General features: G+C 67.0%; 26 protein-coding genes. 17 read left to right on the top strand and 9 right to left on the bottom strand.

The genetic code is table 11. The annotated features are described in order from the left end of the window. The first annotated feature begins 59 nt into the window (after nucleotides 1-59). The gene (locus RTY13_RS12545) at nucleotides 60-566 is read left to right on the top strand and encodes a flavin reductase family protein (protein ID WP_312783853.1); all 507 of its coding nucleotides are present in this window, start codon (nucleotides 60-62) and stop codon (nucleotides 564-566) included. 136 nt (nucleotides 567-702) lie between these two features. Here the strand turns inward: RTY13_RS12545 and hemB are convergent, their stop codons facing one another. Further along, nucleotides 703-1,707, bottom strand: coding sequence for a porphobilinogen synthase (hemB, locus tag RTY13_RS12540; RefSeq protein WP_312783851.1), 1,005 nt, complete (start codon nucleotides 1,705-1,707; stop codon nucleotides 703-705). A gap of 257 nt (nucleotides 1,708-1,964) precedes the next feature. Between hemB and RTY13_RS12535 the strand changes: the two genes are divergently transcribed. The 9 genes from RTY13_RS12535 to RTY13_RS12495 all read left to right on the top strand — a co-directional run bounded on the left by RTY13_RS12535 (nucleotide 1,965) and on the right by RTY13_RS12495 (nucleotide 9,871). Further along, entirely contained in the window at nucleotides 1,965-3,104 is a 1,140-nt protein-coding gene (locus tag RTY13_RS12535; protein ID WP_312783849.1) for an isobutyryl-CoA dehydrogenase, read from the top strand. Between the two features lie 68 nt (nucleotides 3,105-3,172). Continuing rightward, nucleotides 3,173-3,571 carry a hypothetical protein gene (locus RTY13_RS12530; RefSeq protein ID WP_312783847.1) on the top strand — a complete coding sequence of 133 codons (399 nt, stop codon included), beginning with the start codon at nucleotides 3,173-3,175 and terminating at the stop codon, nucleotides 3,569-3,571. Next, entirely contained in the window at nucleotides 3,568-4,620 is a 1,053-nt protein-coding gene (locus tag RTY13_RS12525; RefSeq protein WP_312783846.1) for an enoyl-CoA hydratase/isomerase family protein, read from the top strand. The genes RTY13_RS12530 and RTY13_RS12525 overlap by 4 nt, the downstream gene beginning before the upstream one ends. 60 nt (nucleotides 4,621-4,680) lie before the next feature. Continuing rightward, nucleotides 4,681-6,051 (top strand): class II 3-deoxy-7-phosphoheptulonate synthase, encoded by a 1,371-nt coding sequence (locus RTY13_RS12520; RefSeq protein ID WP_312783845.1) that lies wholly within the window; start codon nucleotides 4,681-4,683, stop codon nucleotides 6,049-6,051. Beyond that, complete coding sequence (locus RTY13_RS12515; protein WP_312783844.1) at nucleotides 6,048-6,620, top strand: prephenate dehydratase domain-containing protein; 573 nt, start codon at nucleotides 6,048-6,050, stop codon at nucleotides 6,618-6,620. Before RTY13_RS12520 ends, RTY13_RS12515 begins: the two co-directional genes overlap by 4 nt. Nucleotides 6,621-7,013: 393 nt before the next feature. Next, nucleotides 7,014-7,775 carry a chorismate mutase gene (locus tag RTY13_RS12510; protein ID WP_312783842.1) on the top strand — a complete coding sequence of 254 codons (762 nt, stop codon included), beginning with the start codon at nucleotides 7,014-7,016 and terminating at the stop codon, nucleotides 7,773-7,775. A 70-nt stretch (nucleotides 7,776-7,845) separates the two neighbouring features. Continuing rightward, a complete protein-coding gene (locus RTY13_RS12505; RefSeq protein WP_312783841.1) occupies nucleotides 7,846-8,487 on the top strand; it encodes an SPOR domain-containing protein in 642 nt (213 codons plus the stop codon). 96 nt (nucleotides 8,488-8,583) lie between these two features. Then, entirely contained in the window at nucleotides 8,584-9,432 is an 849-nt protein-coding gene (locus RTY13_RS12500) for a division plane positioning ATPase MipZ (RefSeq protein WP_312783840.1), read from the top strand. Between the two features lie 7 nt (nucleotides 9,433-9,439). Continuing rightward, nucleotides 9,440-9,871: a molecular chaperone DnaJ gene (locus tag RTY13_RS12495; RefSeq protein ID WP_312783839.1), complete on the top strand. Its 432-nt coding sequence runs from the start codon at nucleotides 9,440-9,442 to the stop codon at nucleotides 9,869-9,871. A 147-nt stretch (nucleotides 9,872-10,018) separates the two neighbouring features. Here the strand turns inward: RTY13_RS12495 and parE are convergent, their stop codons facing one another. Both parE and RTY13_RS12485 read right to left on the bottom strand, forming a co-directional pair. Continuing rightward, on the bottom strand, nucleotides 10,019-12,118 hold the full coding sequence (parE, locus tag RTY13_RS12490; protein WP_312783838.1) for a DNA topoisomerase IV subunit B: 2,100 nt from the start codon (nucleotides 12,116-12,118) through the stop codon (nucleotides 10,019-10,021). Between the two features lie 4 nt (nucleotides 12,119-12,122). Continuing rightward, nucleotides 12,123-13,472 (bottom strand): O-antigen ligase, encoded by a 1,350-nt coding sequence (locus tag RTY13_RS12485; protein WP_312783836.1) that lies wholly within the window; start codon nucleotides 13,470-13,472, stop codon nucleotides 12,123-12,125. Between RTY13_RS12485 and RTY13_RS12480 the strand changes: the two genes are divergently transcribed. Next, entirely contained in the window at nucleotides 13,471-14,628 is a 1,158-nt protein-coding gene (locus RTY13_RS12480; RefSeq protein WP_312783834.1) for a low temperature requirement protein A, read from the top strand. The two genes, RTY13_RS12485 and RTY13_RS12480, sit on opposite strands and share 2 nt — an antisense overlap. On the opposite strand, the gene RTY13_RS12475 is transcribed toward RTY13_RS12480, so the two are convergent. Continuing rightward, nucleotides 14,625-16,970: an ATP-dependent helicase gene (locus RTY13_RS12475; RefSeq protein WP_312783832.1), complete on the bottom strand. Its 2,346-nt coding sequence runs from the start codon at nucleotides 16,968-16,970 to the stop codon at nucleotides 14,625-14,627. The two genes, RTY13_RS12480 and RTY13_RS12475, sit on opposite strands and share 4 nt — an antisense overlap. Before the next feature lie 148 nt (nucleotides 16,971-17,118). Here RTY13_RS12475 and RTY13_RS12470 point away from each other — a divergent pair, with 148 nt between their 5' ends. Continuing rightward, entirely contained in the window at nucleotides 17,119-17,430 is a 312-nt protein-coding gene (locus tag RTY13_RS12470) for a hypothetical protein (protein ID WP_312783830.1), read from the top strand. Between the two features lies 1 nt (nucleotide 17,431). Then, on the top strand, nucleotides 17,432-17,803 hold the full coding sequence (locus RTY13_RS12465) for a DUF488 domain-containing protein (RefSeq protein WP_312783828.1): 372 nt from the start codon (nucleotides 17,432-17,434) through the stop codon (nucleotides 17,801-17,803). On the opposite strand, the gene RTY13_RS12460 is transcribed toward RTY13_RS12465, so the two are convergent. From RTY13_RS12460 to RTY13_RS12450, 3 genes are read right to left on the bottom strand one after another with little or no spacing between them, the layout of a single operon-like run. Further along, a complete protein-coding gene (locus tag RTY13_RS12460; RefSeq protein ID WP_312783826.1) occupies nucleotides 17,784-18,503 on the bottom strand; it encodes an SIMPL domain-containing protein in 720 nt (239 codons plus the stop codon). The genes RTY13_RS12465 and RTY13_RS12460 overlap by 20 nt on opposite strands. Further along, nucleotides 18,500-18,736, bottom strand: coding sequence for a ribbon-helix-helix domain-containing protein (locus tag RTY13_RS12455; RefSeq protein WP_105563465.1), 237 nt, complete (start codon nucleotides 18,734-18,736; stop codon nucleotides 18,500-18,502). Before RTY13_RS12455 ends, RTY13_RS12460 begins: the two co-directional genes overlap by 4 nt. Before the next feature lie 3 nt (nucleotides 18,737-18,739). Next, nucleotides 18,740-19,150, bottom strand: coding sequence for a YbaY family lipoprotein (locus tag RTY13_RS12450; protein ID WP_312783823.1), 411 nt, complete (start codon nucleotides 19,148-19,150; stop codon nucleotides 18,740-18,742). Between the two features lie 143 nt (nucleotides 19,151-19,293). Between RTY13_RS12450 and RTY13_RS12445 the strand changes: the two genes are divergently transcribed. Then, nucleotides 19,294-20,214 carry an EamA family transporter gene (locus tag RTY13_RS12445; protein WP_312783821.1) on the top strand — a complete coding sequence of 307 codons (921 nt, stop codon included), beginning with the start codon at nucleotides 19,294-19,296 and terminating at the stop codon, nucleotides 20,212-20,214. Between the two features lie 112 nt (nucleotides 20,215-20,326). Here the strand turns inward: RTY13_RS12445 and RTY13_RS12440 are convergent, their stop codons facing one another. Continuing rightward, nucleotides 20,327-20,629: a DUF4169 family protein gene (locus RTY13_RS12440; protein ID WP_312783819.1), complete on the bottom strand. Its 303-nt coding sequence runs from the start codon at nucleotides 20,627-20,629 to the stop codon at nucleotides 20,327-20,329. A gap of 10 nt (nucleotides 20,630-20,639) precedes the next feature. Here RTY13_RS12440 and RTY13_RS12435 point away from each other — a divergent pair, with 10 nt between their 5' ends. Both RTY13_RS12435 and RTY13_RS12430 read left to right on the top strand, forming a co-directional pair. Beyond that, complete coding sequence (locus RTY13_RS12435; protein WP_312783818.1) at nucleotides 20,640-20,873, top strand: DUF2171 domain-containing protein; 234 nt, start codon at nucleotides 20,640-20,642, stop codon at nucleotides 20,871-20,873. Between the two features lie 98 nt (nucleotides 20,874-20,971). Further along, entirely contained in the window at nucleotides 20,972-21,364 is a 393-nt protein-coding gene (locus RTY13_RS12430; RefSeq protein WP_312783817.1) for a YccF domain-containing protein, read from the top strand. Between the two features lie 63 nt (nucleotides 21,365-21,427). Here the strand turns inward: RTY13_RS12430 and fumC are convergent, their stop codons facing one another. Beyond that, nucleotides 21,428-22,819, bottom strand: coding sequence for a class II fumarate hydratase (fumC, locus tag RTY13_RS12425; protein WP_312783815.1), 1,392 nt, complete (start codon nucleotides 22,817-22,819; stop codon nucleotides 21,428-21,430). 103 nt (nucleotides 22,820-22,922) lie between these two features. Between fumC and RTY13_RS12420 the strand changes: the two genes are divergently transcribed. Next, nucleotides 22,923-23,273, top strand: a complete 351-nt coding sequence (locus RTY13_RS12420) for a RusA family crossover junction endodeoxyribonuclease (protein ID WP_312064324.1) — start codon at nucleotides 22,923-22,925, stop codon at nucleotides 23,271-23,273. Nucleotides 23,274-23,335 lie beyond the last annotated feature (62 nt).

The following is a 23,335-nucleotide window of genomic DNA, read 5'->3' as shown; positions in this document are numbered from 1 at the left end:
TCCGGCCGTTTCCGGCGTGCGGTCTTGCCGCAGGGGACCCTACGGCCTAGGTCAGGTTCGTGTCCGCGATCTCATCCTCCTTCTCCACCGATTTCGACGCCAAGGCCTATCGCAAGGCGCTGGGCGGTTTCGCCACCGGCGTCTGCGTGGTGACGGCCCATACGGCCGAAGGGCCGCTGGGCATCACCGTCAACAGCTTCACCTCCGTCTCGCTGGACCCGCCGTTGGTGCTGTGGTGCCTGGACGTGAAGTCGGACCGGCATGACGCCTTCGCCGGCGCCGAGCGCTTCGCCGTGCACATGCTGCCGGTCGAGGATCAGGCCATGTCGGACCGCTTCGCCTGGGGCATCTGCACCCTGTCAGACGATGAGTTCGAGGTCGGCGACCCGGCCCCGCCGCGCCTGCGCAACGCTGTGACGCGGCTGGACTGCACGACCCACGACCGCATCGTCATGGGGGATCACCTGGTCATCGTCGGGCGGGTCGCCGCCTTCGAGACCCATCCCGGCGACGCCCTGACCTATTTTCGCGGCAAGTATGGGCAGGCCGTCGATCCGACGGCGTGAGGCCTGAGTTTTCCTCCCCACATCGTGGGGAGGGGGACCACGAAGTGGTGGAGGGGCGTTGCGCCAAGCTTCACCGAGCCCCTCCGTCTCGTCGGCTGCGCCGCCGATCCACCTCCCCACGAATGGGGAGGAGAAGTTAAGCCCCCAGCAGACGGGCCGCCTTGGGCGCGAAGTAGCTGAGGACGCCCGAGGCGCCGGCGCGCTTGAAGGCGTGCAGGGTTTCCAGGATCGCGCGGTCTTCCTCCAGCCAGCCGTTGGCGATGGAGGCCTGCATCATCGCGTACTCGCCGGACACCTGATAGGCGAAGGTCGGGATCTTGAAGGTCTCGGAAACCAGCCGGACGATGTCGAGATAGGGCAGGCCCGGCTTGACGATCAGGGCGTCGGCGCCTTCGGAAATGTCCATCGCCACCTCGCGCAGCGCCTCGTCGGCGTTGGCGTAGTCCATCTGATAGGTCTTCTTGTCGCCGGTCAGCGACTTGGACGAGCCCACGGCGTCGCGATAGGGGCCGTAGAAGGCCGAGGCGTACTTGGCGGCGTAGCTGATGATCAGGGTGTCCGACAGGCCGTTGGCTTCCAGCGCTTCGCGGATGGCCTGGACGCGGCCGTCCATCATGTCGGATGGAGCCACGGCGTCAGCGCCGGCGTGGGCGTGGATGAAGGCCTGTTCGGCCAGGCGTTCCAGCGTGGGGTCGTTGACGATGCGGCCGTTCTCCAGAACCCCGTCGTGACCGTGGTCGGTGTAGCAGTCCAGTGCGACGTCGGTCATGACGCCGATCTCGGGCGCGGCGTCCTTGATGGCCTTGATGCAGTCGGGGATCAGGCCGTCCGGGTCGCTGGCGGCTGTGCCGACGCTGTCCTTGATGGCGCCGTCCACATTGGGGAAGAGGGCGATCATGGGGATGCCCAGGTCGCGCGCCTCGACGGCGGCCTTGGCGGCTTCTTTCGGCGACAGGCGGAAGACGCCGGGCATGGAGGCCACGGCCTGCCGATCCTCGGCGCCGTCGTGGACGATGATCGGCCAGATCAGGTCGGCGGGCGTCAGGGTCGTCTCGGCGACCAGACGGCGCACCCAGGGCTGCGAGCGCAGGCGACGCGGGCGGGCGTAGGGGAAGGCGGCGGGCTGAAACGGCATGGTCATGCAGGGCTCATAGTCCGGTAGGCGGGGCAGGGAAACGGCCTTGGGGGTCGCATATCGGACCCCGGCGAAGAAAAAACAGAGTCCAATTCGTCTGAATCGTCTGAAATCGCGGCGTCGAAAGGCAGAGACTAGCGCGTGACTGCGTCATTGGCGGACACAGGATGCGGCGCAGGGCGCTGGCGGGGTGACGTATCCCAAGCGCTTGGATAAAAGCCGCATGAACGCCCCGTCAGAGGGCAGAGTCGGGAGTATAGATCATGGACTTCGCCCTCAACGACGACCAGCGCGCCATTCAGGACGCAGCGCGGGCCTTCGCCAACGCCGAGCTGGCGCCGCACTCGGCCCAGTGGGACGAGGACAAGCACTTCCCGGTCGACGTGATGAAGTCGGCGGCCGAGATGGGCTTCTGCGGCATCTATACCGGCGAAGAGCACGGCGGCATGGCCTTGGGCCGGGTCGAGGCGGCGGTGATCTTCGAGGAGCTGTCGCGCGGCGACGTGGCGACGGCGGCCTTCATCTCGATCCACAACATGGCGACGTGGATGATCGACAAGTTCGGCTCCGCTGAACTGCGCTCGCGCTTCGTGCCGTCGCTGGTGACCATGGACAAGATGGCCAGCTATTGCCTGACCGAGCCGGGCTCGGGGTCGGACGCGGCGGCGCTGCGGACGACGGCGGTGCGCGACGGCGACCACTATGTGCTGAACGGCTCCAAGGCCTTTATCTCCGGCGCCGGCGTGTCGGACGTCTATGTCGTCATGGTCCGCACGGGCGGCGAGGGCGCCAAGGGCGTCTCGACCATCGTGGTCGAGAAGGACACGCCGGGCCTGTCGTTCGGCGCCAATGAGAAGAAGATGGGCTGGAACGCCCAGCCGACCGCCGTGGTCAGCTTCGACGACTGCCGAGTGCCGGTCGCCAATCTGGTGGGCGAGGAGGGCGCGGGCTTCAAATACGCCATGGCCGGTCTGGACGGCGGACGACTGAACATCGCCGCCTGCTCGCTGGGCGGGGCGCGGCTGGCGCTGGAGACGGCGCAGGAATACGTGACCACGCGCAAGCAGTTCGGGCAGGCCATCGGCCAGTTTCAGGCCCTGCAGTTCCGTCTGGCCGACATGGCGACGGACCTGGAGGCGGCGCGCCTGATGGTGCAGCGTGGGGCTTGGGCCATCGACAACGACCACCCGGAAAAGACCAAGTGGTGCGCCATGGCCAAGCGGCTGGCCACCGACGCCTGCTTCCAGCTGGCTGACGAGGCGCTGCAGCTGCACGGCGGCTACGGCTATCTGAAGGACTATCCGCTGGAGCGGATCGTGCGCGACCTGCGGGTGCACCGCATCCTGGAAGGCACCAACGAGATCATGCGGGTGATCATCGCGCGGGAGTTGGCGCGGGGATGAGCCCGCGCGCTGTCCCATGGTCGTGGCGAGGACTGGGTCTGGGCGCGCTTGCGGCAGGAGCAGTTTTCGTGCCGCTGATGTGGGTGACCGATCAATTCAGATACGGTCTGGATGCCGACATGGTGCATCTTTGGGCGGAGATGTCGGTCCTCTCGCTTTTATACGGCGTGCTTGGAATCGGCTTGGTTGTCCTGCCGGTCTTGATTCTCGCCTACTGGGTTGTTCGCCTCGGAAAGTTGCGACGTCGCTGGTTCGTCATCCTGGTGGCGGCGATCTTGTCGCTGCCGGTTCTGGCGATAAACCTCTACTTTATGATCGACGAGCTGGTTCAGCCCACGGTGGGTGTCGTCCCCTTTGAGGCGTCAAGCCTGACCTATCTGCCCAACTACCTTGAGCCAGCGTCTGTCGCCGTGGCGATGGCCCTTGCTGCATCCATCTATCTGGCTTTCGCCAAAGAGCGCCCATGATCATCGATTCCGAAGTCCTCACCCGCGTCGAGAACGGCGTCGGCCGCATCACCCTGAACCGGCCCAAGGCGATCCATGCCCTGAACCGGGGCATGTGCGAGGCGATGATCGAGGCGCTGCTGGCCTGGCGCGGCGACGAGGCTGTGAAGTCGGTGCTGATCGACCATGCGGGCGAGCGCGGTTTCTGCGCCGGGGGCGACATCCGCATGATCGCCGAGAGCGGGGCAGGGGATGCGTCGGAGGCCAAGGCCTTTTTCAGGACCGAGTATCAGCTGAACCATCTGATGTTCGAATATCCCAAGCCGATCACGGCCATCGTCGACGGCATCGTCATGGGCGGCGGCGTGGGCATCAGCGAACCGGCGGACGTGCGCATCGCCACCGAGCGCACCACCTACGCCATGCCCGAGACGGGCATCGGCCTGTTTCCTGATGTGGGCGGCGGCTGGTTCCTGCCGCGCCTGCCGGGCCAGACGGGCGTCTGGCTGGCGCTGACGGGGGCGCGGCTGAAGGCGGCGGATACGGTGGCCTTGGGCATCCATACGCATTTTGTGGCGAGCGAGGGCGTCGAGGCGTTGAAGGCCGAACTGCTGGCCGCGCTCGCCGCTGATCCCAAGGCCGTGGCCGATCGCGTGGCGAGCGACGCGGGCCCCGCGCCGCTGGACGCGCACCGCGAGGCCGTCGACCGGCTGTTCGCCTATGACACGGTCGAAGAGATCTTCGCCGCGTTGGAAGCCGACGGTTCGGACTGGGCGCTGAAGCAGCTCGGCATCTTGAAGACCAAGTCGCCGCAGTCGCTGAAGGTTTCGCTGCGCCAGATCCGCACTGGGGCGACGCTGGCCACCTTCGCCGACAACATGGCGATGGAATATGCGCTGGGCGGTCGGGTGGTGCAGACCCACGACTTCCAGGAAGGCGTGCGCGCCGTCATCGTCGACAAGGACAATGCCCCCAAATGGTCGCCCGCCGACCTGTCGGGCGTCAGCGAGACGACGCTGGACGCCCTGTTCGCGCCTTTGCCTGCTGACGAGGCCTGGTCGCCGATCTGAAACGGTCGCTGCGGCGCAACATTTGTTGTTTGGAGACGCCTGTAGGGCTATCTAGGCGGCATGAGTAAGCGCTGGACCCCTGAATCCTGGAGAAACAAGCCCGTCGTGCATATGCCGACGGACTATCCTGACATGGCCGAACTGGCCCGTGTCGAAGACGAGCTGCGGGCCATGCCGCCCCTGGTGTTTGCCGGCGAGGCCCGCAAACTGACCCAGCATCTCGCACAGGTGGAGGCGGGCAACGCCTTCCTGCTTCAGGGCGGCGACTGCGCCGAGAGCTTCAAGGAGTTTTCGACCGACAACATCCGCGACACCTTCCGCCTGATCCTGCAGATGGCGGTGGTCCTGACCTTTGCCGGGCGCAAGCCGGTGGTGAAGGTCGGCCGCATCGCCGGTCAGTTCGCCAAGCCGCGCTCGTCGCCGCTGGAGGAGATCGGCGGCGTCGAACTGCCGTCCTATCGCGGCGACATCATCAACGGCATGGGCTTCACGCCCGAAGAGCGTCTGCCTGATCCGCAGCGCCTGATCCGCGCCTACAATCAGTCGGCCTCGACGCTGAACCTGCTGCGCGCCTTCGCTGGCGGCGGCTATGCCGACCTCTACAATATCCATCGCTGGACCCTGGGCTTCGCCGACAACGGAGCGGGCGCGGCCTACCGCGAGCTGGCCGACAAGATCACCGAGGCCCTGGCCTTCATGGAGGCGGTCGGCGTCACGCCTGAGACCCATCCCGACCTGTCGCGCGTCGAGGTCTTCACCAGCCACGAAGCCCTGCTGCTGAACGTGGAAAGCGCCCTGACGCGCCTGGAAGGTTCGTCGGGCGAATGGTTCGACACCTCGGCCCATATGCTGTGGATCGGTGAGCGCACCCGTCAGCTGAACGGCGCCCACGTCGAGTTCATGCGCGGCATCTCCAACCCCATCGGCGTCAAGTGCGGGCCGACCATGACGGCGGAAGACATCCTGCCGCTGATCGACGCCCTGAACCCGAACAACATCCCGGGCCGTCTGACCCTGATCGGCCGCTTTGGCCACGACAAGGTCGGCGACCGTCTGCCGGCCCTGATGCGGGCGGTGAAGGCCGAGGGCAAGCGCGTCATCTGGTCGATCGACCCGATGCACGGCAATACGCTGAAGGCCGCCAACGGTTACAAGACCCGGCCGTTCGACCGCGTCATGGGCGAGGTCCGCACCTTCATCGATGTGGCCGAGGCCGAGGGCGTCCACCCCGGCGGCGTCCACCTGGAGATGACCGGTCAGAACGTCACCGAATGCCTGGGCGGCGCTCAGGCGGTGACGGAGGACGACCTGTCGAGCCGTTATCACACCCACTGCGACCCGCGCCTCAACGCGGATCAGGCGCTGGAGCTGGCCTTCCTGGTCGCCGAGCGTCTCAAGGCCGGGCGTCAGGCCCGCGCCGAGGCCGCGTGACCACGCCGACCGGAGACGAGGGACCGGGCCGCGTCGCCTATCAGGGCGCGCCCGGCGCCTTCAGCCATGAAGCCTGCCTCGACCTGCGTCCGTGGGACGAGGCGGTCGGCTATGAGACCTTTCAGGGGGCCATCGAGGCCCTGCTGTCCGGCGACTGCCAGTCGGCGCTGATCCCGGTCGAGAACTCGACCATCGGCGTGGTCGAGCCCGCCGCCACCCTGGTCCGCGAGGCGGGGCTGACAGTGGTCAGCGAGGCCTGGCGGCCGATCCGGCTGGCCCTGCTGGGACTGCCCGACGCCCGGTTGTCGGACATCAGGACGGCCGAGAGCCATCCGGTCGCCTTGCAGCAGTGCTCCAAGGCCCTGGGAGAGATGAAGATCGCGCCGGTCGAGGTCTTCGACACCGGCGGCGCCGCCGCTGCGGTGGCCGAGGCCGAGGATCCGACCCGCGCCGCCGTGGCGCCGGCCCGCGCGGCCGAGGTCTACGGCTTGTCGGTCCTGCGCAACGATCTGCAGGATTTCAGCGACAACCGGACGCGATTTGTCCTGTTCACGGCCCCTCAAGCCTGATTGGCGAAACAGGCTTTCGGATAATTCTGGCGCGAAGATCTGGGTTCGAATGGGAAAACATTCGAACCGATTTCGCTCTGAAGGTTGACCGCGCACGAAGTTTGCGTCTTTAAGATCGGGTCGGATCAACCCTGATCCAGAAACCGGACCGGATTCATGTCCTCGCTGCGCGCACAAATGACCCTTGAAACCACCACGCGCGCGGTGGCCGGCTTTTATTTTGGCTACGGCTATTACGGCTTTCGATACGCCGGCTGAGGCGTCGGGCTTCTAACCAACCCTGACAGTCTCGCTGGCGACCGCTTCTCCCAAGCGGCCTCTGCACGCGTCCCTGCCTGATGTTTCGGCGGGCGCGATCTCCCTATCGAAATTCTATGCCGAAAGCCCAATGCCATGCCGCAATCCAACATCCAGCAAGTCTGGCCCGCTGAAACCGCCGAACTGAGCCCCGAGCAGAAGGCGCTGGCCGCCCTGCGCGCCGAGATCGACAGCCTGGACGACCAGATCCTGAACCTGTTCGAGCGCCGCCTCGCCGTCGCCGCCCAGGTGGGCAAGGCCAAGGACGCGCCGACCGGCCCGCACACCAAGCTGCGTCCCGACCGCGAACAGGCCGTTCAGGCCCGCGTCCTGAAGCAGTGCGAACCCGAGAACCGCGAGGCGGTCGAGCACCTGTGGCGCGAGATCGTCGGCTGGGGTCTGGCCCGTCAGGGCCGGCTTCAGGTCCACGTCTGGGCCCCGATCGACCCGGCCAAGGCCGTGGACGGCGCCCGTCTGCGTTTCGGCGCGGCCGCCGACATCAAGCTGGTCCGCGACCCGCAGGCCGCCCTGGCCCACGCCGCCGAAGGTCATGGCGTTGCGGTGCTGTCGATCAATACCGACGACGCCTGGTGGATGGGCCTGCGTCGCGAATGGTCGATGCTGAGCGTCTTCGACGGTTACGGCGGCGAGACGCCGACCTCGCTGGCCGTGGGCAAGATCGATCCGCCGGCCCTGCCGACGGGCCGCCGCGTGGTGGTGACGGTCGGCGGCGACGCCGGCGACGGCTCGGGCGCGCGCCGCTGGGGCCTGAACACCAACCACGGCTGGACCTTGGCCCTGACCGACGCCGACGTGGCGCCGGGCGACGTGGAAGGCTGCGTCGGCGCCATCGGCTGACTGAAAGCGTGAACGGGCGTTAAGTCTGTTCCTCAACCCTGTCTCAAAACACTGCGTTCAGCATGACGGCATGAACGCTTCCGTCATCCTGCGGCTCGGATCGGTCGGCGCCCTCGCGGCGCTGCTGTCCGGTTGCGGCATGGCGGAGGCGGACCCTCACCGTTTCGAGGGCGTGGCCGATCGTATCGCCGCCATTCCTCTGTCGGCCAAGCCGGCGCCCGCGCGAGAGCCCGCGGGACCGCGCAACGCCGAAGAGGCGGGGCTGAGGCCGCTGAAGGTCGAGCTTCTGACACCGCATCAGCTTTGGGACGCCCGCGACGGGCTGACCGCCAAGGCGGCGGCTGTCCTGCCGGCCATGCCGGCTGTATTCCATGATCCCGAGGCGCCGCCGGAGGTGCAGGCTGCACAACGGGCAGAGGCGCAGCCGTTGCAGCCCGTGGCGGTCGCCGCGTCGGCTGCACCGGCTGTCTTGATCCAGTTGGGCGCCTACGCCAGTCAGGCTTCGGCCCAGGCGGCGTGGGAGCGGTTGGGGCAGGGGAGCCATGGCCTGAACCCGGTCTTCGAGCCGGTCGAGGTCAATGGTCGGCGTCTGGTTCGGTTGAAGGTTCGCGCCGGATCTGCCCAGGCCAAGGCGCTGTGCGAGCGCGCGGCGGCGTCCGATCCGTGGTGCGTCCGGGCCGCAGAGGCGGCGTCGTCCACAGGCGCGGCTTAAGGTTTCGTTGACGACTGACGCCCTTGGCCCGATCTAGGGCGTCTGGGACGGCGCGCGACCGCATGAGTCGCGCCCGTCGAAACATCGGGGTCCAACATGGCGCAGCCTCAGGTCATCGTCATCGGCAATGAAAAGGGCGGGGCCGGCAAGTCCACCCTGGCCATTCATATCGTCACCGGCTTGCTGCACGCGGGCAAGAAGGTGGCCATTATTGATCTGGACCTGCGCCAGCGGTCGATGGAGCGCTTCTTCTCGAACCGCGCCGCCTGGACGGCGGCCAATGGTCACGACCTGCCGCTGCCGATCGTGCCGGACATGGGCGACGGCAAGGCTTTGGCCAAGGCCGATGAGGCCGAGCAACTGGCCAAGTTCGACGCCGCCTATGCTGAGGCGCAGGCCGCCGCGGACGTCATCCTGATCGACACGCCCGGCGGCGACACCGCCCTGTCGCGCGCCGCGCACGGCCGCGCCGACCAGATCGTCACCCCGATGAACGACAGCTTCGTCGACTTCGACCTGCTGGGCGAGGTCGATCCGGTGACTCTGGAGCTGAAGAAGCCCTCCATCTATTCCGAGAGCGTCTGGGAGGCGCGCAAGCACCGCGCCATCACCGAGGGGCGTCAGGTGACGATCGACTGGATCGTCGTCACCAACCGTCTGGCTGTGGCCGAGGCCCGTAACCGCCGTCGTCTGGAAGAGCGGATGATGAAGCTGGCCAAGCGGGTCGGCTTCCGTGTCGGGCCGGGTCTGCGCGACCGGGTCATCTATCGCGAGCTCTTCCCCTTCGGCCTGACGGTGGCCGACCTGTCGAACGACATCCGTCCGGTGTCGGTGTCGCTGGCTCATGTCGCCGCGCGCCAGGAAATGCGCAATCTGATGCAGGCCATGGGTCTGGATGACGCGGCGGGCGGATCAATGGCTCCGCTGGACGCGGCGGCGGCCTGATTTCCGCATGGGCCTGATCTGGCTGGCGCTGGCCGCCGTGGCGGTCTGGGCGCTGGTCCGGCTGGGCCGCCAGACCGAGCGCGCCCGCCGCGGCCACTGGCGCATCTCGGCGACCATCCTCGCCACGGCTCTGTTCGGGGGCGCGGTTCTGGCCGCTTCACGCGGGGTCTGGCTGGCGGCCGCCGGCATGGTGGGGGTCGGGCTGTGGCTGGCGGTGCAGTCGCGAGTTCGGACTGTGCCGTCGCGCGCGCCGGCGACTGAACGACTGTCTGAGGCAGAGGCGCGGGCTATTCTGGGCGTGTCAGCCGATGCGACGCCCGAAGCCGTGCAGGCGGCTTGGCGTCGCCTGATGACGCGGGCCCATCCTGATCAGGGCGGGACCGAGGGGCTGGCCGCGCGCGTCAACGCCGCGCGGGATCGGCTGCTGAAGAAGATCTAACCAACACCGCTCATCCCCGCGGAGGCGGGGACCCAGTAAGAGCCTCGCGCGCTGCGTTTGGACAAGCGCCCTCTGATTTCCGCGAAACGCTTGCAGCCAAAGCACTGGGTCCCCGCCTCCGCGGGGATGAGCGGGCTAGGTGCGGTCTTAAACGTCCAGATCCGCCATGGCGAAGCGGGCGTTTTCCTGGATGAACTGGTAGCGGGCCTCGGCCTTGCGGCCCATCAGGCGTTCCACCAGATCCTCGATTTCTTCCTCGCTGTCGGGCAGGGAGACGCGCGCCAGGGTCCGCTTCTTCGGATCCATCGTGGTCTCTTTCAGCTGGGAGGCCATCATCTCGCCCAGGCCCTTGAAGCGGCCGATCTCGACCTTCTTGCCCTTGAAGACGGTGGCCAGCAGCTCGTCGCGGTGGGCGTCGTCGCGGGCGTATTCCGACAGGGGGCCGGCCGAAATCCGATAGAGCGGCGGAAGGGCCATGAAGAGGCGACCCTGACGGATGGTCTCGGGCATGGAGCGGTAGAAGAAGGTGATCAGCAGGGCCGCGATGTGAGCGCCGTCGACGTCAGCGTCGGTCATGATGACGATGCGCTCATAGCGCAGGTCTTCGATGTTGAAGCGGCTGCCGGGCTGGACGCCGAGAGCCAGGGCCAGGTCCGACAGTTCGACGTTGGCGCGCAGCTTGTCGGCGGTGGCCGAGGCGACGTTCAGGATCTTGCCGCGCAGGGGCAGGATGGCCTGGGTCGTGCGGTCGCGCGCCTGCTTGGCCGAGCCGCCAGCCGAGTCGCCCTCGACGATGAAGAGTTCGGTGCCCTCTGCGGCCTGGCGGCTGCAGTCCGACAGCTTGCCGGGCAGGCGCAGCTTGCGGGTGGCGGCGGCCCGCTGGACTTCCTTGTCCTTGCGGCGGCGCAGGCGGTCCTCGGCGCGGTCGATGACGAAGCCGAGCAGGGCGTTCGCCTGCTTGGGGCTTTCGGTCAGCCAGTGGTCGAAGGGGTCGCGCAGCAGTTGTTCGGCCAGCTTCTGGCCTTCGGGCGAAGACAGGCGGTCCTTGGTCTGGCCCTGGAATTCCGGGTTGCGGATGAAGATGGAGATCAGGGCGCCGGCGTTGGCGATGACGTCCTCGGCCGTGATCTGGGCGGCGCGCTTCTCGTTGATCAGCTCGCCGTAGGCCTTGAGGCCCTTGACCAGGGCGGCGCGGAAGCCCGCCTCGTGCGTGCCGCCGTCGGGGGTCGAGACGGTGTTGCAGTAGGAGCCGATGAAGCTGTCGGCGTCGCCGAAGCCGATGGGCGACCAGGTGACGGCCCATTCCAGCGCGCCCGCCTCGCCCTTGCGCTCGGCGCGGCCGGCGAAGACGGGGGTGACGGTCTCCAGCTCGCCTACGCGCTCGGCCAGGGCGTCGGCCAGACCGCCGGGGAAGTGGAGCAGCGCCTGTTCGGGCGTGGCGTCGGTGATGCGGTCCGCCGCGCAGGTCCATTTGATCTCGACGCCACGGAACAGATAGGCCTTGGCGCGGGCCATGCGGAACAGGCGGGCGGGCTTGAAGGCCGCGCCGACGCCGAAGATCTGCTCGTCCGGCTTGAAGCGGATCAGGGTGCCCTTCTTCTTCGACGGACCGACCTGCTGGATGGGGCCGAGGACGTGGCCGCGGCTGAAGGACTGACGCCATTCGAAGCCGTCGCGCCAGACGGTGACGTCTAGCTGTTCGGCCAGGGCGTTGACCACCGAGACGCCGACGCCGTGCAGGCCGCCCGAGGTTTCATAGGCCTTGCCCGAGAACTTGCCGCCCGAGTGCAGCACGGTCATGACGACTTCCAGCGCCGACTTGCCGGGGTGCTTGGGGTGGGGGTCGACCGGGATGCCGCGGCCGTCGTCGCGGACCGACAGGAAGCCGTCGGCGTCCAGATCGACGGTGATCAGCTTGGCGTGCTTGGCGACGGCCTCGTCCATCGCGTTGTCGAGGACTTCGGCGAACAGGTGGTGCAGGGCGCGCTCGTCGGTGCCGCCGATATACATGCCGGGGCGCTTGCGAACGGGCTCCAGCCCTTCCAGCACCTCGATCGAGGAGGCGGAATAGCCGGTGGCGGCCGCCGTCGCCGTGCTGGCGTGCGTAGCCAACTCGACCTTGGGCTCGTGCGCCACGGGAGCGGGCGCGGCGATCGCCGCAGGGGCAGGGGCAGGCGCGGGCGCTTCGGCCTTGGGCGCCGGCAGGGTCGGTTCAGCGTCGTCGAGGGTAGAAAACAGGTCGGCCATCGGTTCAGTCTGAGGCGATTCGGGGACCGGTCTGGTAGGCCGGGCGCAGATTGGGTGCAAGCGTGACCCGTTCTGGAACGGGCTCTGGGTAGACGGCCCGCGCCAGGATGGCGAGACACAGAACCCAGGGCATCCCCTGTGCGCTGACCAGGACGCTCTCCGACAGGGTGAGCAGCAGATAGACGCTGAGATAGGCGATGCCCCAGAAGCCCTCGCGGCGTCCCGCGGACGGCAGGCGGAAAAGGGTCAAAAGCAAGGACGAGGCGATGATGGTTCCGACCAGGACGGCGCCGGGCCACCCCAACTGGATCAGCAGATCGATCCAGCCGTTATGAGCCGAAGGCACGGACCAGCCGGTCTGATGGCGGATCCAGGCGGCGGGCTCCGAGTCACGGCCCCAGAAGGCGTTGTAGCCATAGCCGGTCCAGGGGCGTTCATCGACCTTTCGGAACAGGGCCTCCCAGATGTCAGTGCGGCCGGTCAGGGTCGGGTCCTTGCCGAGGGCCTTGAGAATCTCGCCGGATTCGAAGCTCCAGAGCCACCAGGCGACGGCGAAGCCGATCACGCTGATCCAGATGGCGAAGATGATGAGGGCGGGCGGCGACCGTTTCAGCACCCACATGGTTCCGACGATGCCTGTGCCGATCATGACGCAAAGCAGGGATGTCTTGGATTGGGTCGCCAGAACCAGGCCCACGCATAGCAGCAAGGTGGCGAAGGGAATGAAGTTGAACCGGTCCTCGGCGGCGAGCCAGGATGCGGCGGCGATCGCCGCCGCGGTCATGGCGATGCCCATCTGGTTCTTTTCGTACCAGACGCCCCGCCACAGGCCGGCGTTGACGTCATGATGTACGCCGATCGACGGCACGGCGAAGACCATGAACAGGCTTAGAAGACCAAGGACAAGACCGCATCGGGTCAGAAGGCGCGGCAGGTGTGCGTCCTGAAAACGAGCCCCCAGATAGATGGCGAACGCGCCGTTTATGGTCATTGCGATCACGCGACGCTGGGTTGTGGCCGGGTCGATCGACCAGTATTGCGAGGCGAAGGCTAGGACGACCACCGCGATCAGGGCCAGCCAGGCGGGCCAGACCTTTGCGACCGTCTTGATGCGCAGCAGAATCAGGCCTGCCGTCGCGGCGTAGGCGGGCAGCCAGAAAAGGCGAAGAATGGGCGTCTCTGCCTGGTCCGGCGCCAGGACAGGGCCGATCAGGGCGCCGGTCAGCATGGAGATCACGACGCCGGCGGCGATCTGCTCCCACACCGGCGGCCCCGGCAGGATTGCTGCGGGCTCTGGACGGACGGCGCGTGCGCCAGCACGGTCGCTGTACAGGGTGATAGAAGGGGAGGCCATGACCAGTCTGATGCGCGTTCGGAAACCGGGAGAACACGCCCGGGTCGGTTTTGTCGAACTGTTTTTCGACCTGGTCTTCGTCTTCGCCATAACCCAGGTCAGCCATCTGCTTCTGGCGCACCTGACGCCGCTTGGGGCGCTGGAGGCGGCGATCCTGCTGGCGGCGGTGTGGTGGGTGTGGATCGACACGAGCTGGATCACCAACTGGCTGGACCCCGAGCGCGGCCCGGTGCGGCTGATGCTGTTCGGGCTGATGGCCGCCGGGCTGGTCATGTCGACGTCGCTGCCGCAGGCGTTCGGCGACAAGGGGCTGGTCTTCGCCTGCGCCTTTGCGGCCATTCAGGTGGGCCGCAGCCTGTTCACCCTGTGGGCCGTGCGCGGCTCGCCGGTGCAGAAGGCGAATTTCCAGAGGATTTCGTGCTGGGCCCTGTTGGGTGCGGTCTTCTGGATCAGCGGTGGGCTGGCCGAGGGTCAGACGCGGCTGCTGATCTGGCTGATCGCCCTGGGACTGGAGTTCACGGGGCCTCTGCTGGCCTTCTTCGTGCCAGGGCTAGGGCGATCCAGCACTATGGACTGGGACGTCGAGGGCGCGCACCTGGCCGAGCGGGTCGGCCTGTTCGTCATCATCTGCCTGGGCGAGTCGATCATCATCACCGGGGCGACCTTCGCCGAACTGGCATGGACGCCGACGGTCGTGACGGTCTTCGCGTCGGCCTTGATCACCACCATCACCATGTGGTGGCTGTTCTTCAGCGAGGCTCATGAGGCGGGATCGGAGACCATCAGCCACGCGGCAGACCCCGGCGCCATAGCCCGGCGCACCTATACCTATTGCCCGATCATCGTGGTGGCGGGGATCGTGGTGACGGCGGTGGGCGATGAACTGGCCCTAGCGCACCCGCTGGGCATGGCGGGCGTGGCGAAGGCGGCGGTCCTGATTGGCGGGCCGCTGCTATTCCTGCTGGGGACGGCCCTGTCGATCTACAGCATCTGGGGCAAGGTGGCCTGGCCGCGTGTGGTCGGGGTGGCCGCGATGGGCGCGACCCTGCTGTTCGGTCAAGGCCTGTCGCCGCTGGCCCTGACCATGATCTCGTCAGCCATCCTGGTGCTGACGGCGATCTGGGAGTCCGTCGCGGGCAGGAGAAAGAAGGCCTAGGAGGCCTTTTCGACGAAGGTGTCGATGACCTTCTTCTCGCCCGCCTTGTCGAAGTCCACGACCAGCTTGTTGCCCTCGACGGCGCGGACGGCGCCGTAGCCGAACTTCTGGTGGAAGACGCGATCGCCGCGCGACCAGTCGCCGCTGGGCTTCGGCGGGGCGATCGGTCGAGCCTGGCCCTGGATGACGGCCTTGCGAGCGGGCGTCGAGCTCAAGTTCGAGCGCGAAGGCGGGGTCGAGGTGAAGCTCTGGGCGCGCTTCCAGCCGGGGCTGGAATAGCCGGCGCCGAACGACGGCGTATCGTCCCAGCGGCTCTTGGGCTGCTGCATGCCGGGCGCGCCGCCGCCGTTGTAGTAGCCGGTGTCCGATTGCGGATCGACGTGGGCGAGGGGCAGTTCGTCGACGAAGCGGCTGGGCAGTTGCGAGGTCCAGCGGCCATAGACCATGCGGTTGGCGGCGAAGCTGATGCGCGCGTCCCGCTTGGCGCGCGTGACGCCGACGTAGGCCAGGCGGCGTTCCTCCTCGAGGCCCTTCATGCCCTTTTCGTCGATGCTGCGCTGGCTGGGGAAGACGCCTTCCTCCCAGCCGGGCAGGAAGACCAGCGGGAACTCCAGCCCCTTGGCCCCGTGCAGGGTCATGATCTGCACCGAGCCTGTCTCGGAATCCTGACCGGCGTTGCGTTCCAGATCCATGACCAGGGAGACGTGCTCCAGATAGGCCTGCAGGGTGTCGAAGGCCTGCATGGCCTGGGTCAGTTCCTTGAGGTTGTCCAGACGCGTCTGGCCGCTGGTGCGGTCGGCCTTCTGCATGGCGGTGTAGCCGCTCTCGTCCAGCAGGGTTTCGGTCACTTCCCAATGCGGCATGTCGGCGGCCAGCAGGCGCCAGCGGTCGAGGTCGCGCACGAAGTTGGCCAGCGGCGTGCGGGTGCGGGCCTGAAGCTCGTCCGTGGTCAGCAGGTGGCGCACCGCCTGCATGGCCGAGACGCCGTTCTCGCGGGCGATGTGCAGGATTTTCTGGACGCTGGTGTCGCCGATGCCGCGCTTGGGCGTGTTGACGATGCGCTCGAAGGCCAGGTCGTCGTCCTCGGACTGGATCAGGCGCAGATAGGCGTGGGCGTCGCGGATCTCGGCGCGCTCGAAGAAGCGGGGGCCGCCGATGACCTGATACGGGACGGCCAGCATCAGGAAGCGCTCTTCGAACGCCCGCATCTGGAAGGAGGCGCGGACCAGGACGGCCATGTCCTTGTACTTCATGCCCTGCTTGCGGGCGGTTTCGATCTCGTCGGCGATCAGGCGGGCCTCGGCCTCGCCGTCCCAGACGCCGCGCACGCGCACCTTGTCGCCGCTGTCGTCCTCGGTCCACAGGGTCTTGCCCAGTCGGTCCTGATTGGCCGCGATCAGGGCCGAGGCGGCGCCGAGAATATGCTTGGTCGAGCGGTAGTTGCGCTCCAGCTTGACGATCTTCGCGCCGGGGAAGTCACGCTCGAAGCGCAGGATGTTGTCCACCTCGGCCCCGCGCCAGCCGTAGATCGACTGATCGTCATCGCCGACGCAGCAGACATTGCCTGTCGAGGAGGTCAGCAGCCGCAGCCACAGGTACTGGGCGACGTTGGTGTCCTGATACTCGTCCACCAGGATGTAGCGGAAGCGGCGGCGATATTCCTCAGCCAGATCAGCATGCTGCGACAGGATGGTGAGGTTGTGCAGCAAGAGGTCGCCGAAGTCGCAGGCGTTCAGCGTGGCCAGGCGCTTCTGATAGGCGGCGTAGAGGGCGTGACCCTTGCCGTTGGCGAAGTCCTCGCCCGGCGGCAGTTTCTCGGGCGTCCAGCCGCGGTTCTTCCAGTGGTCGATTTGGTGGGCCAGCGACTTGGGCGTGTGCTTCTTGGTGTCGATATTGGCCGCTTCGAGCAGCTGTTTCAGCAGCCGTTCCTGATCGTCGGTGTCGAGGATGGTGAAGCTGGACTTCAGCCCGACCAGTTCCGAATGGCGGCGCAGGATCTGGGCCGCGACCGAGTGGAAGGTGCCGAGCCAGCGCAGACCCTCGGCGGAGGGGCCGATCAGATGGCCGATACGCTCGCGCATCTCGCGCGCGGCCTTGTTGGTGAAGGTGACGACCAGCAGTTCCCAGGGCTTGGCCCGGCCGGTGGCCAGGATGTGCGCCAGACGGGTGGTCAGGACGCGCGTCTTGCCGGTGCCGGCGCCGGCCAGGACCAGAACCGGCCCCTCGGTCGTTTCGACCGCCAGCCTCTGTTCGGGGTTCAGACCGGACAGGTAGTCGGCCGCGCCTGGCAGCGAGTGGCCGCGCGCGAGGTCGGAGATGCGGGGAGAAGGCAGGTCGGTCACGGGATAAGCGGCTCACGCAAGGCGGATTCGGAGGAGAACATAAGCAGCACAGCGGCCAAAGTCAGGCCCCGTTGGAAATTGGCGGATGGGAACCGCCAAGCCTGACCTCCGTTCTTTCGGCCTTAGCGAAGCGATGAGGAGCCTGCGAATGACGGACCCCAATATCCCGCCGCCGGAACGCGTCGTGCACCAGACGACGATCAACACAGACGCCGAGCGCAAGGGCGGCGGCGGGCTTCTGGCCTTCATTCTCGGGGGGCTGGTTGTGGCTGTCGCCGTGATCGGCTGGTTCCTCTACTCGGGCGGAAAACCGCCCGCCGCGCCGGAAGCGCCTGAAGTCAATCTGGACATCAATGTCCCGGCGCCAAAGCTGCCGGAAGCGCCGCGTCTGCCGGATGTGCCGCGTCCAGCCGAGCCGCCGACCGTGACCGCGCCGAGCAGCCCGGAACCGCAGGGGTGACATGCCCGCCGGCCCGGTCATCCTGAAGCGCGCCTACGAAGCCGCCTCGCCAGACGATGGGCGACGTGTGCTGGTCGATCGCCTGTGGCCGCGCGGCGTCAGCAACGAGAAGGCGGCGATCGACCTGTGGCTGAAGGAGATCGCGCCCAGCACGGCCCTGCGCCAATGGTTCGGCCATGATCCCAAGCGGTGGGACGAGTTTCGGCAACGCTATCGCGTCGAACTGGACGCCAACGGCGAAGCGGTCGAGCAACTGAGGGATGTGATCCGCAAGGGCAGGACCACTCTAGTCTATGGCGCGAAGGATGAGGCGCACAACGACGCGGTGGTGCTGGCCGACTATATGGTCGAGGCTATTTCAGCCGGTAGCTGATGGTGGTGACGACGCGGACCTTCTTGTTCAGCGAGGTCGCCTCGTCGCCGAAGCCGTCGCGGGGCAGGATTTCGAACGAGCCCTGACCCGCCGACTTGATCGGACCCAAGGGCGTACCTGAGTCCTTGGCGAACTGGACGGCGCCGGTGCGAGCGGCGGCGGTGGCCTCGGCGATCATGGCGGGGCGCACGTCGTTCAGCCTGGTGAAGATGTAGGACGGCCCCTGAAAGTCCTGCAGCACCACGCCCTGACGCACCAGGTCGTTCAGGTTGCGGGTCGTAGTCTGGACCCGATCAACGTCATTGGTCCGCACGACGACCGTCTGGGTCAGGATGAAGCGGGGGGCGCCGGTCTGACTGGCGTATTCGCGCGAACGGGTGTCGGCGACGCCGAGTTGGCCCAGATCGACCGAGGCGTCGGGATAGCCCTGAGCCTTCAGGAACTGGCGCACGGTGGCAAGGTCGCCGTCGATGCGGGCCTGCACCTCGGACAGGACCTCGCCCGAGGCGGTGAAGCGGATCGGCAGGACGGCCAGATCAGCCTTCACGTCCTTTTCCGCGAGGCCGCGCACGGTGACGGAGCGGTCGCCGGCGCGGGCGTTGACCACGCCCTGACCGATCAGGGCGCCGCCGCCGATCAGGCCGACGGCCAGCAGACCGCCGATGACGGCGGCGGGAATCAGGCGGTTGTCCGTGGTCATGCGTCTTCTCCGGCGAAGCTGCGGTCGCCGCCGGCCCATTGCAGGGCCAGAACACGGCAGGCCGAGGCGAGAGGGCGACGGCCGCGCCAGGCGTCGATGCGGATCAACAGGGCGGCGCGGCCCAGGTTCAACTCAGCCCCGATGGCGTCCAGAACCGCCCAGAACTCCGGCTCCAGCGCCACCGAAGTGGCGTGGCCGGACAGCAGAACGGAACGCTTGGCGAGGCTGCTCACGGTCTAGCGAACGCCGACCATCATGATGTCGGCCTTGTTCGGCGCGCCGTTGGTCAGGACCGAATGGCGGGTGTCGGTGGTGAAGCGCAGGGCGCCGGCCGGATCGCGGATCTCGGCGCGAACGGCATAGGTGTGGCGCGCGTCGATCTGCGCGTTCGGCACCGACAGGGTGACGGTGTAGGGCGGGCCACGGCCATCCAGCGGTTGCGTGGTTTCGGCCATGACGCGGGCAGGGGCGTCCATCAGGCTGACGTCCTCGACCCTGACCGTCAGGACATGGCCGGGCGTTAGCATGATGCGCTCGCGGTAGGCGGCGGTGACGTCGACCTGGGTCGTGGCGCTCTCGGCGCCCGGCATGCTGGAGCAGGCGGCGACCACGAGGGCGAGCGGGGCGATCAGCGGGAGGAAGCGCATGACAGGGTATCCTGTGAGGGGGTTAGCTTAGCAGAACGCTCCAGGAAGGCATAAGGCTGCAAGATCATGGCGGCGCTGTCGGAAAACCGGTGATAACGGAGGTTCCGGTTTCGTTTCCGTTGAGTCGCCTTGAGGCCCTGCCTGTGACCCAGTCTGCAAAGCTCTCTCTTTCTCCGGCCTCGCTGGCGATCGGCGGCATCGGCGTCTGCGCCCTGATCTGGGGCACGACCTGGTACGCCATCACCTTCCAGTTGGGCGCGGTCGATCCGGTGGTGTCGGTGGTGATGCGTTTCGCCATCGCGGCGGCGGTGCTGGCCCTGGTGGTCAAGGCGACCGGCGGGAAACTGACCATGACGCGGCCGCAGCACCTGATGGCCATGGGGCAGGGGCTCTTCTCCTTCGCGATCAGCTACGCCTTTGTCTATGCCTCGGAAGAGAAGATCGCCTCGGCCGTGGTGGCGGTGATCTTTGCGGCCCTGGCCTTCCTCAACCTGATCCTTTTCCGCGTGGCTTCGAAGCAAAAGGCGGCGCCGGCGGCGTGGCTGGGCGCGGGCATGGGCGTGATCGGGGTGGCGGTCCTGTCAGGCGGCGAGGTCATGGGGGCAGGGCTGGGTCTGCACGCGGTCGAGGGCGTGACCTTCGCCGTGATCGCGGTCTCAGCCTCGGCCTTTGGCAACTGGTTCGCCTGGAAGGGGCAGCAGGCCGGGGCGCAGGTCCTTCCTGGCACGGCCTGGGCCATGGCCTATGGCACGGGGGCGCTGGCGCTCTATGGCCTGATCACCGGCGTGTCTTGGTCTGTGGCGTGGAGCCCGGCCTATGTCGTTTCGCTGCTGTATCTGTCGCTGTTCGGGTCGGTCATCGCCTTTGGCCTCTACTTCACCATCGCTCGGGCGCGAGGCTATGCACTGGCCAGCTATATCTCAGCCCTGACCCCGCCGATCGCCATGCTGGTGTCGGTGCGGTTCGAGGGCGCGAAGTTCGGCTGGATCGCCTTCGTCGGACTGGGCATGGTGTTGGCGGGGCAGTTGTTCCTGATCCGCGCGCCGAAGCGGTCGGCGGCATAAACACCCATGTCATCCTGGAAGCCCGTAGGGCTATCCGGGACCGCATCAAACGGCAGCGTCTGTGGCGGTCCCGGCTCTCCGCTAGCTGCGGCCGGGATGACGGAAGAGGCGGCTACTCCGGCTCGTCCAGCTTGTGGCCGTCCAGACGGGCGGCGTCGCGATCGCGGTCTTTCTGCGTCGTCAGGCGCTCGGCCTTGGTGCGGCCGAAGGTCAGGCGGTTGGCGTCGGTGGCGCGCTTGGCCTCAGCCTTGTCGCGGGCCTTTCTCGCCTTGTTCAGATTGACGATCTCGCCCATCAGGCGCGACCAGACGGGGGCGCGAACGGGAGGGTTGGCGACATCGTGAACTCCTTCGAGCGGCAATCGTGATGGACCCGTTCGCGGCGCGGGCCGTTTCACCATCACCCAAACAGCCATGGAGAGGGTCATGATAAACGCCTCGATGATCAAGGAACATCTTGAAGTCGTCGGTTCGGACGGCGGACACGTCGGTCGGGTGGACCAAGTGATGGGCGATCAGATCGAATTGGCGAAGTTCGACATGGGGTCAGGCCTGAAGCACCACATGATCCCGGTCAGTTGGGTCGATCATGTCGACGAGCATGTCCATCTGACCATGACCAGGGACGAAGCCAAGGCGCGCTGGATGGAAAAGCACTAGCCTCGCCTTACCGCGAATTCACCCAGGCCCCGCTGTAACAGGCGGGGCCTTTCGCCATATCAGGGACGTTGCGCTGTTTCGCGCATGGGGAGACGACCTTGATCCGACTGATCCTGAATCTGCTGTGGTTCTTCCTCGGCGGCTTCGCCTCGGGCCTGGCCTGGCTGTTCGGCGGGCTGTTGCTGGCCCTGACGGTGGTAGGCCTGCCGTGGGCGTTCTCGGCCTGGCGGATCGCCAGCTATTCCTTCTGGCCGTTCGGGCGAGAGATCGTCTGGCGCGAGCCGAACCCCGTCGATCCGGGCGTCGGCTGCCTGGGCGTGGGGCTGAACGTGATCTGGCTGGTGCTGGCTGGATGGTACATCGCCCTGGCCCATATGCTGATCGCCGTGCCGCAGTTCGTCAGCCTGATCGGCATCCCCTTCGCGCTTAAGAACGTCGAACTGGCCAAGCTGTCGCTGGCGCCGGTGGGGCGGACGATCCGCACCCGATAGGCCAAACAGAAACGGCGGCGAGATCGCTCTCGCCGCCGTCTTTGTTCAGTCTCTAGCGGCCGATCAGCCCGGCGAGATCATCTTCTCGGGGCGGACGGCTTCGTCGAACTCGGCGTCGGTCAGGTAGCCGCCGCCGACGGTTTCCTGACGCAGGGTGGTGCCGTTCTTGTGCGCGGTCTTGGCGATCTTGGCGCAGGTGTCGTAGCCCAGCTTGCCGTTCAGGGCCGTGACCAGCATCAGCGAGTTGTTCAGGCCGCGCTCGATGTTGTCCTCGCGGGCCTCGATGCCGACGACGCAGTTGTCGGTGAAGCTGATGGCCGCGTCGGCGACCAGGCGAACCGACTGCAGGAAGTTGTAGGCCATGACCGGGTTGTAGACGTTCAGCTCGAAGTGGCCTTGCGAGCCGGCGAACGTGAGCGCGGCGTTGTTGCCGAACACCTGGACGCAGACCTGGGTCAGGGCTTCGCACTGGGTCGGGTTGACCTTGCCCGGCATGATCGAGGAGCCCGGCTCGTTTTCCGGCAGGGCCAGTTCGCCCAGACCCGAACGCGGGCCGGAGCCCAGGAAGCGGATGTCGTTGGCGATCTTGAACAGCGAGGCGGCGACCGTGTTGATCGCGCCGTGGCTGAAGACCATGGCGTCGTGAGCGGCCAGGGCCTCGAACTTGTTCGGGGCGGTGGTGAAGGCCAGGCCGGTGATGCCGGCGATGTTCTCGGCGACCTTTTCAGCAAAGCCGATGGGGGCGTTCAGGCCGGTGCCGACGGCGGTGCCGCCCTGGGCCAGTTCCATCAGCTTGGGCAGGGTCTGCTCGATGCGCTCGATGCCGTTGGCGACCTGTTGCGCATAGCCGCCGAACTCCTGACCCAGGGTCAGGGGCGTGGCGTCCTGGGTGTGGGTGCGGCCGATCTTGATGATGTGGGCCCAGGCCTTGGACTTGGCGTCCAGGGCGGCGTGCAGGTGCTTGAGCGCGGGCAGCAGGTCGTTGACCACCTGCTCGGCGCAGGCGACGTGCATGGCCGTCGGATAGGTGTCGTTCGACGACTGGCTCATGTTGACGTGGTCGTTGGGGTGGACCGGCTTCTTGGAGCCCATCTCGCCGCCCAGGATCTCGATGGCGCGGTTCGAGATCACCTCGTTGGCGTTCATGTTCGACTGGGTGCCCGAACCCGTCTGCCAGACGACCAGCGGGAAGTGGTCGTTCAGCTTGCCTTCGATCACCTCATTGGCGGCGGCGATGATGGCGTCGGCCAGCTTGGCGTCCAGCTTGCCCAGGTCGCGGTTGGTCTCGGCCGCGGCGCGCTTGACGATGCCCAGGGCGCGCACGACGGGCAGGGGCTGCTTTTCCCAGCCGATCTTGAAGTTGCCGAGCGAGCGCTGGGCCTGTGCGCCCCAATAGCGATCAGCGGCGACCTCGATGGGGCCGAAGGTGTCGGTTTCAATGCGGACGTTGCTCATCGCGGGCTCGTTCTCAGACGTGGCGGGAAGATGCCGGGCGGTGTAGCACGCGGACACGACGGGGCAAGGCGGCCCGACCATTGGCTAAGAGAACGAGGCGCGCGTGGAAGGCTGGATCGGCACAGGCAAGGTGCGCGGACGCGAGGTCGGCGACACGGTGGAAATCACCATCGACGGCCTGACCACCCAGGCCAAATACTACAAGCCGCTGGCCTATGAGTTCTTCCGCAAGGAGTGGAGCGCGCGCCCGGCCTGGGGCGACTACGTCGTCGAGATCACCATGGAGCACGTCGGCGACGCGCCCTGGATGGACCTCGACAACCTGGCGAAAGCCCTGCTGGACGCCATCAAGGGCTACCTGTTCCACGATGACAGCCAGGTCGCGCGCCTGCTGGTCGAACGCCATGAAGGCGAGCGGGAGCGCATCATGATCCGGGTGTTTCCGCGGCGGTGAGGGGCGTCCGCTTTCGACCCATCTCAGACCTTCGGAACGCCCGCTCCTGAGGCTCTCATGCC

Origin of the sequence: Brevundimonas sp., from assembly GCF_032055285.1 — a bacterium.
Lineage (GTDB): Bacteria > Pseudomonadota > Alphaproteobacteria > Caulobacterales > Caulobacteraceae > Brevundimonas.
Note: the sequence above shows the minus strand (reverse complement) of the source record. Positions and strands in the feature narration are given on the sequence as shown.

What these genes read in the sequence shown, in the direction of transcription:
- RTY13_RS12525 (WP_312783846.1), top strand. Translation starts at nt 3,568, where the DNA reads ATGATCATCGATTCCGAAGTCCTCACCCGCGTCGAGAACGGCGTCGGC.
- RTY13_RS12435 (WP_312783818.1), top strand. Translation starts at nt 20,640, where the DNA reads ATGATAAACGCCTCGATGATCAAGGAACATCTTGAAGTCGTCGGTTCG.
- RTY13_RS12465 (WP_312783828.1), top strand. Translation starts at nt 17,432, where the DNA reads ATGCCCGCCGGCCCGGTCATCCTGAAGCGCGCCTACGAAGCCGCCTCG.
- RTY13_RS12450 (WP_312783823.1), bottom strand. Translation starts at nt 19,150, where the DNA reads ATGCGCTTCCTCCCGCTGATCGCCCCGCTCGCCCTCGTGGTCGCCGCC.
- RTY13_RS12470 (WP_312783830.1), top strand. Translation starts at nt 17,119, where the DNA reads ATGACGGACCCCAATATCCCGCCGCCGGAACGCGTCGTGCACCAGACG.
- RTY13_RS12510 (WP_312783842.1), top strand. Translation starts at nt 7,014, where the DNA reads ATGCCGCAATCCAACATCCAGCAAGTCTGGCCCGCTGAAACCGCCGAA.
- hemB (WP_312783851.1), bottom strand. Translation starts at nt 1,707, where the DNA reads ATGACCATGCCGTTTCAGCCCGCCGCCTTCCCCTACGCCCGCCCGCGT.
- RTY13_RS12520 (WP_312783845.1), top strand. Translation starts at nt 4,681, where the DNA reads ATGAGTAAGCGCTGGACCCCTGAATCCTGGAGAAACAAGCCCGTCGTG.
- RTY13_RS12460 (WP_312783826.1), bottom strand. Translation starts at nt 18,503, where the DNA reads ATGACCACGGACAACCGCCTGATTCCCGCCGCCGTCATCGGCGGTCTG.
- RTY13_RS12500 (WP_312783840.1), top strand. Translation starts at nt 8,584, where the DNA reads ATGGCGCAGCCTCAGGTCATCGTCATCGGCAATGAAAAGGGCGGGGCC.
- RTY13_RS12535 (WP_312783849.1), top strand. Translation starts at nt 1,965, where the DNA reads ATGGACTTCGCCCTCAACGACGACCAGCGCGCCATTCAGGACGCAGCG.
- parE (WP_312783838.1), bottom strand. Translation starts at nt 12,118, where the DNA reads ATGGCCGACCTGTTTTCTACCCTCGACGACGCTGAACCGACCCTGCCG.
- RTY13_RS12485 (WP_312783836.1), bottom strand. Translation starts at nt 13,472, where the DNA reads ATGGCCTCCCCTTCTATCACCCTGTACAGCGACCGTGCTGGCGCACGC.
- RTY13_RS12505 (WP_312783841.1), top strand. Translation starts at nt 7,846, where the DNA reads ATGAACGCTTCCGTCATCCTGCGGCTCGGATCGGTCGGCGCCCTCGCG.
- fumC (WP_312783815.1), bottom strand. Translation starts at nt 22,819, where the DNA reads ATGAGCAACGTCCGCATTGAAACCGACACCTTCGGCCCCATCGAGGTC.
- RTY13_RS12440 (WP_312783819.1), bottom strand. Translation starts at nt 20,629, where the DNA reads ATGGCTGTTTGGGTGATGGTGAAACGGCCCGCGCCGCGAACGGGTCCA.
- RTY13_RS12480 (WP_312783834.1), top strand. Translation starts at nt 13,471, where the DNA reads ATGACCAGTCTGATGCGCGTTCGGAAACCGGGAGAACACGCCCGGGTC.
- RTY13_RS12495 (WP_312783839.1), top strand. Translation starts at nt 9,440, where the DNA reads ATGGGCCTGATCTGGCTGGCGCTGGCCGCCGTGGCGGTCTGGGCGCTG.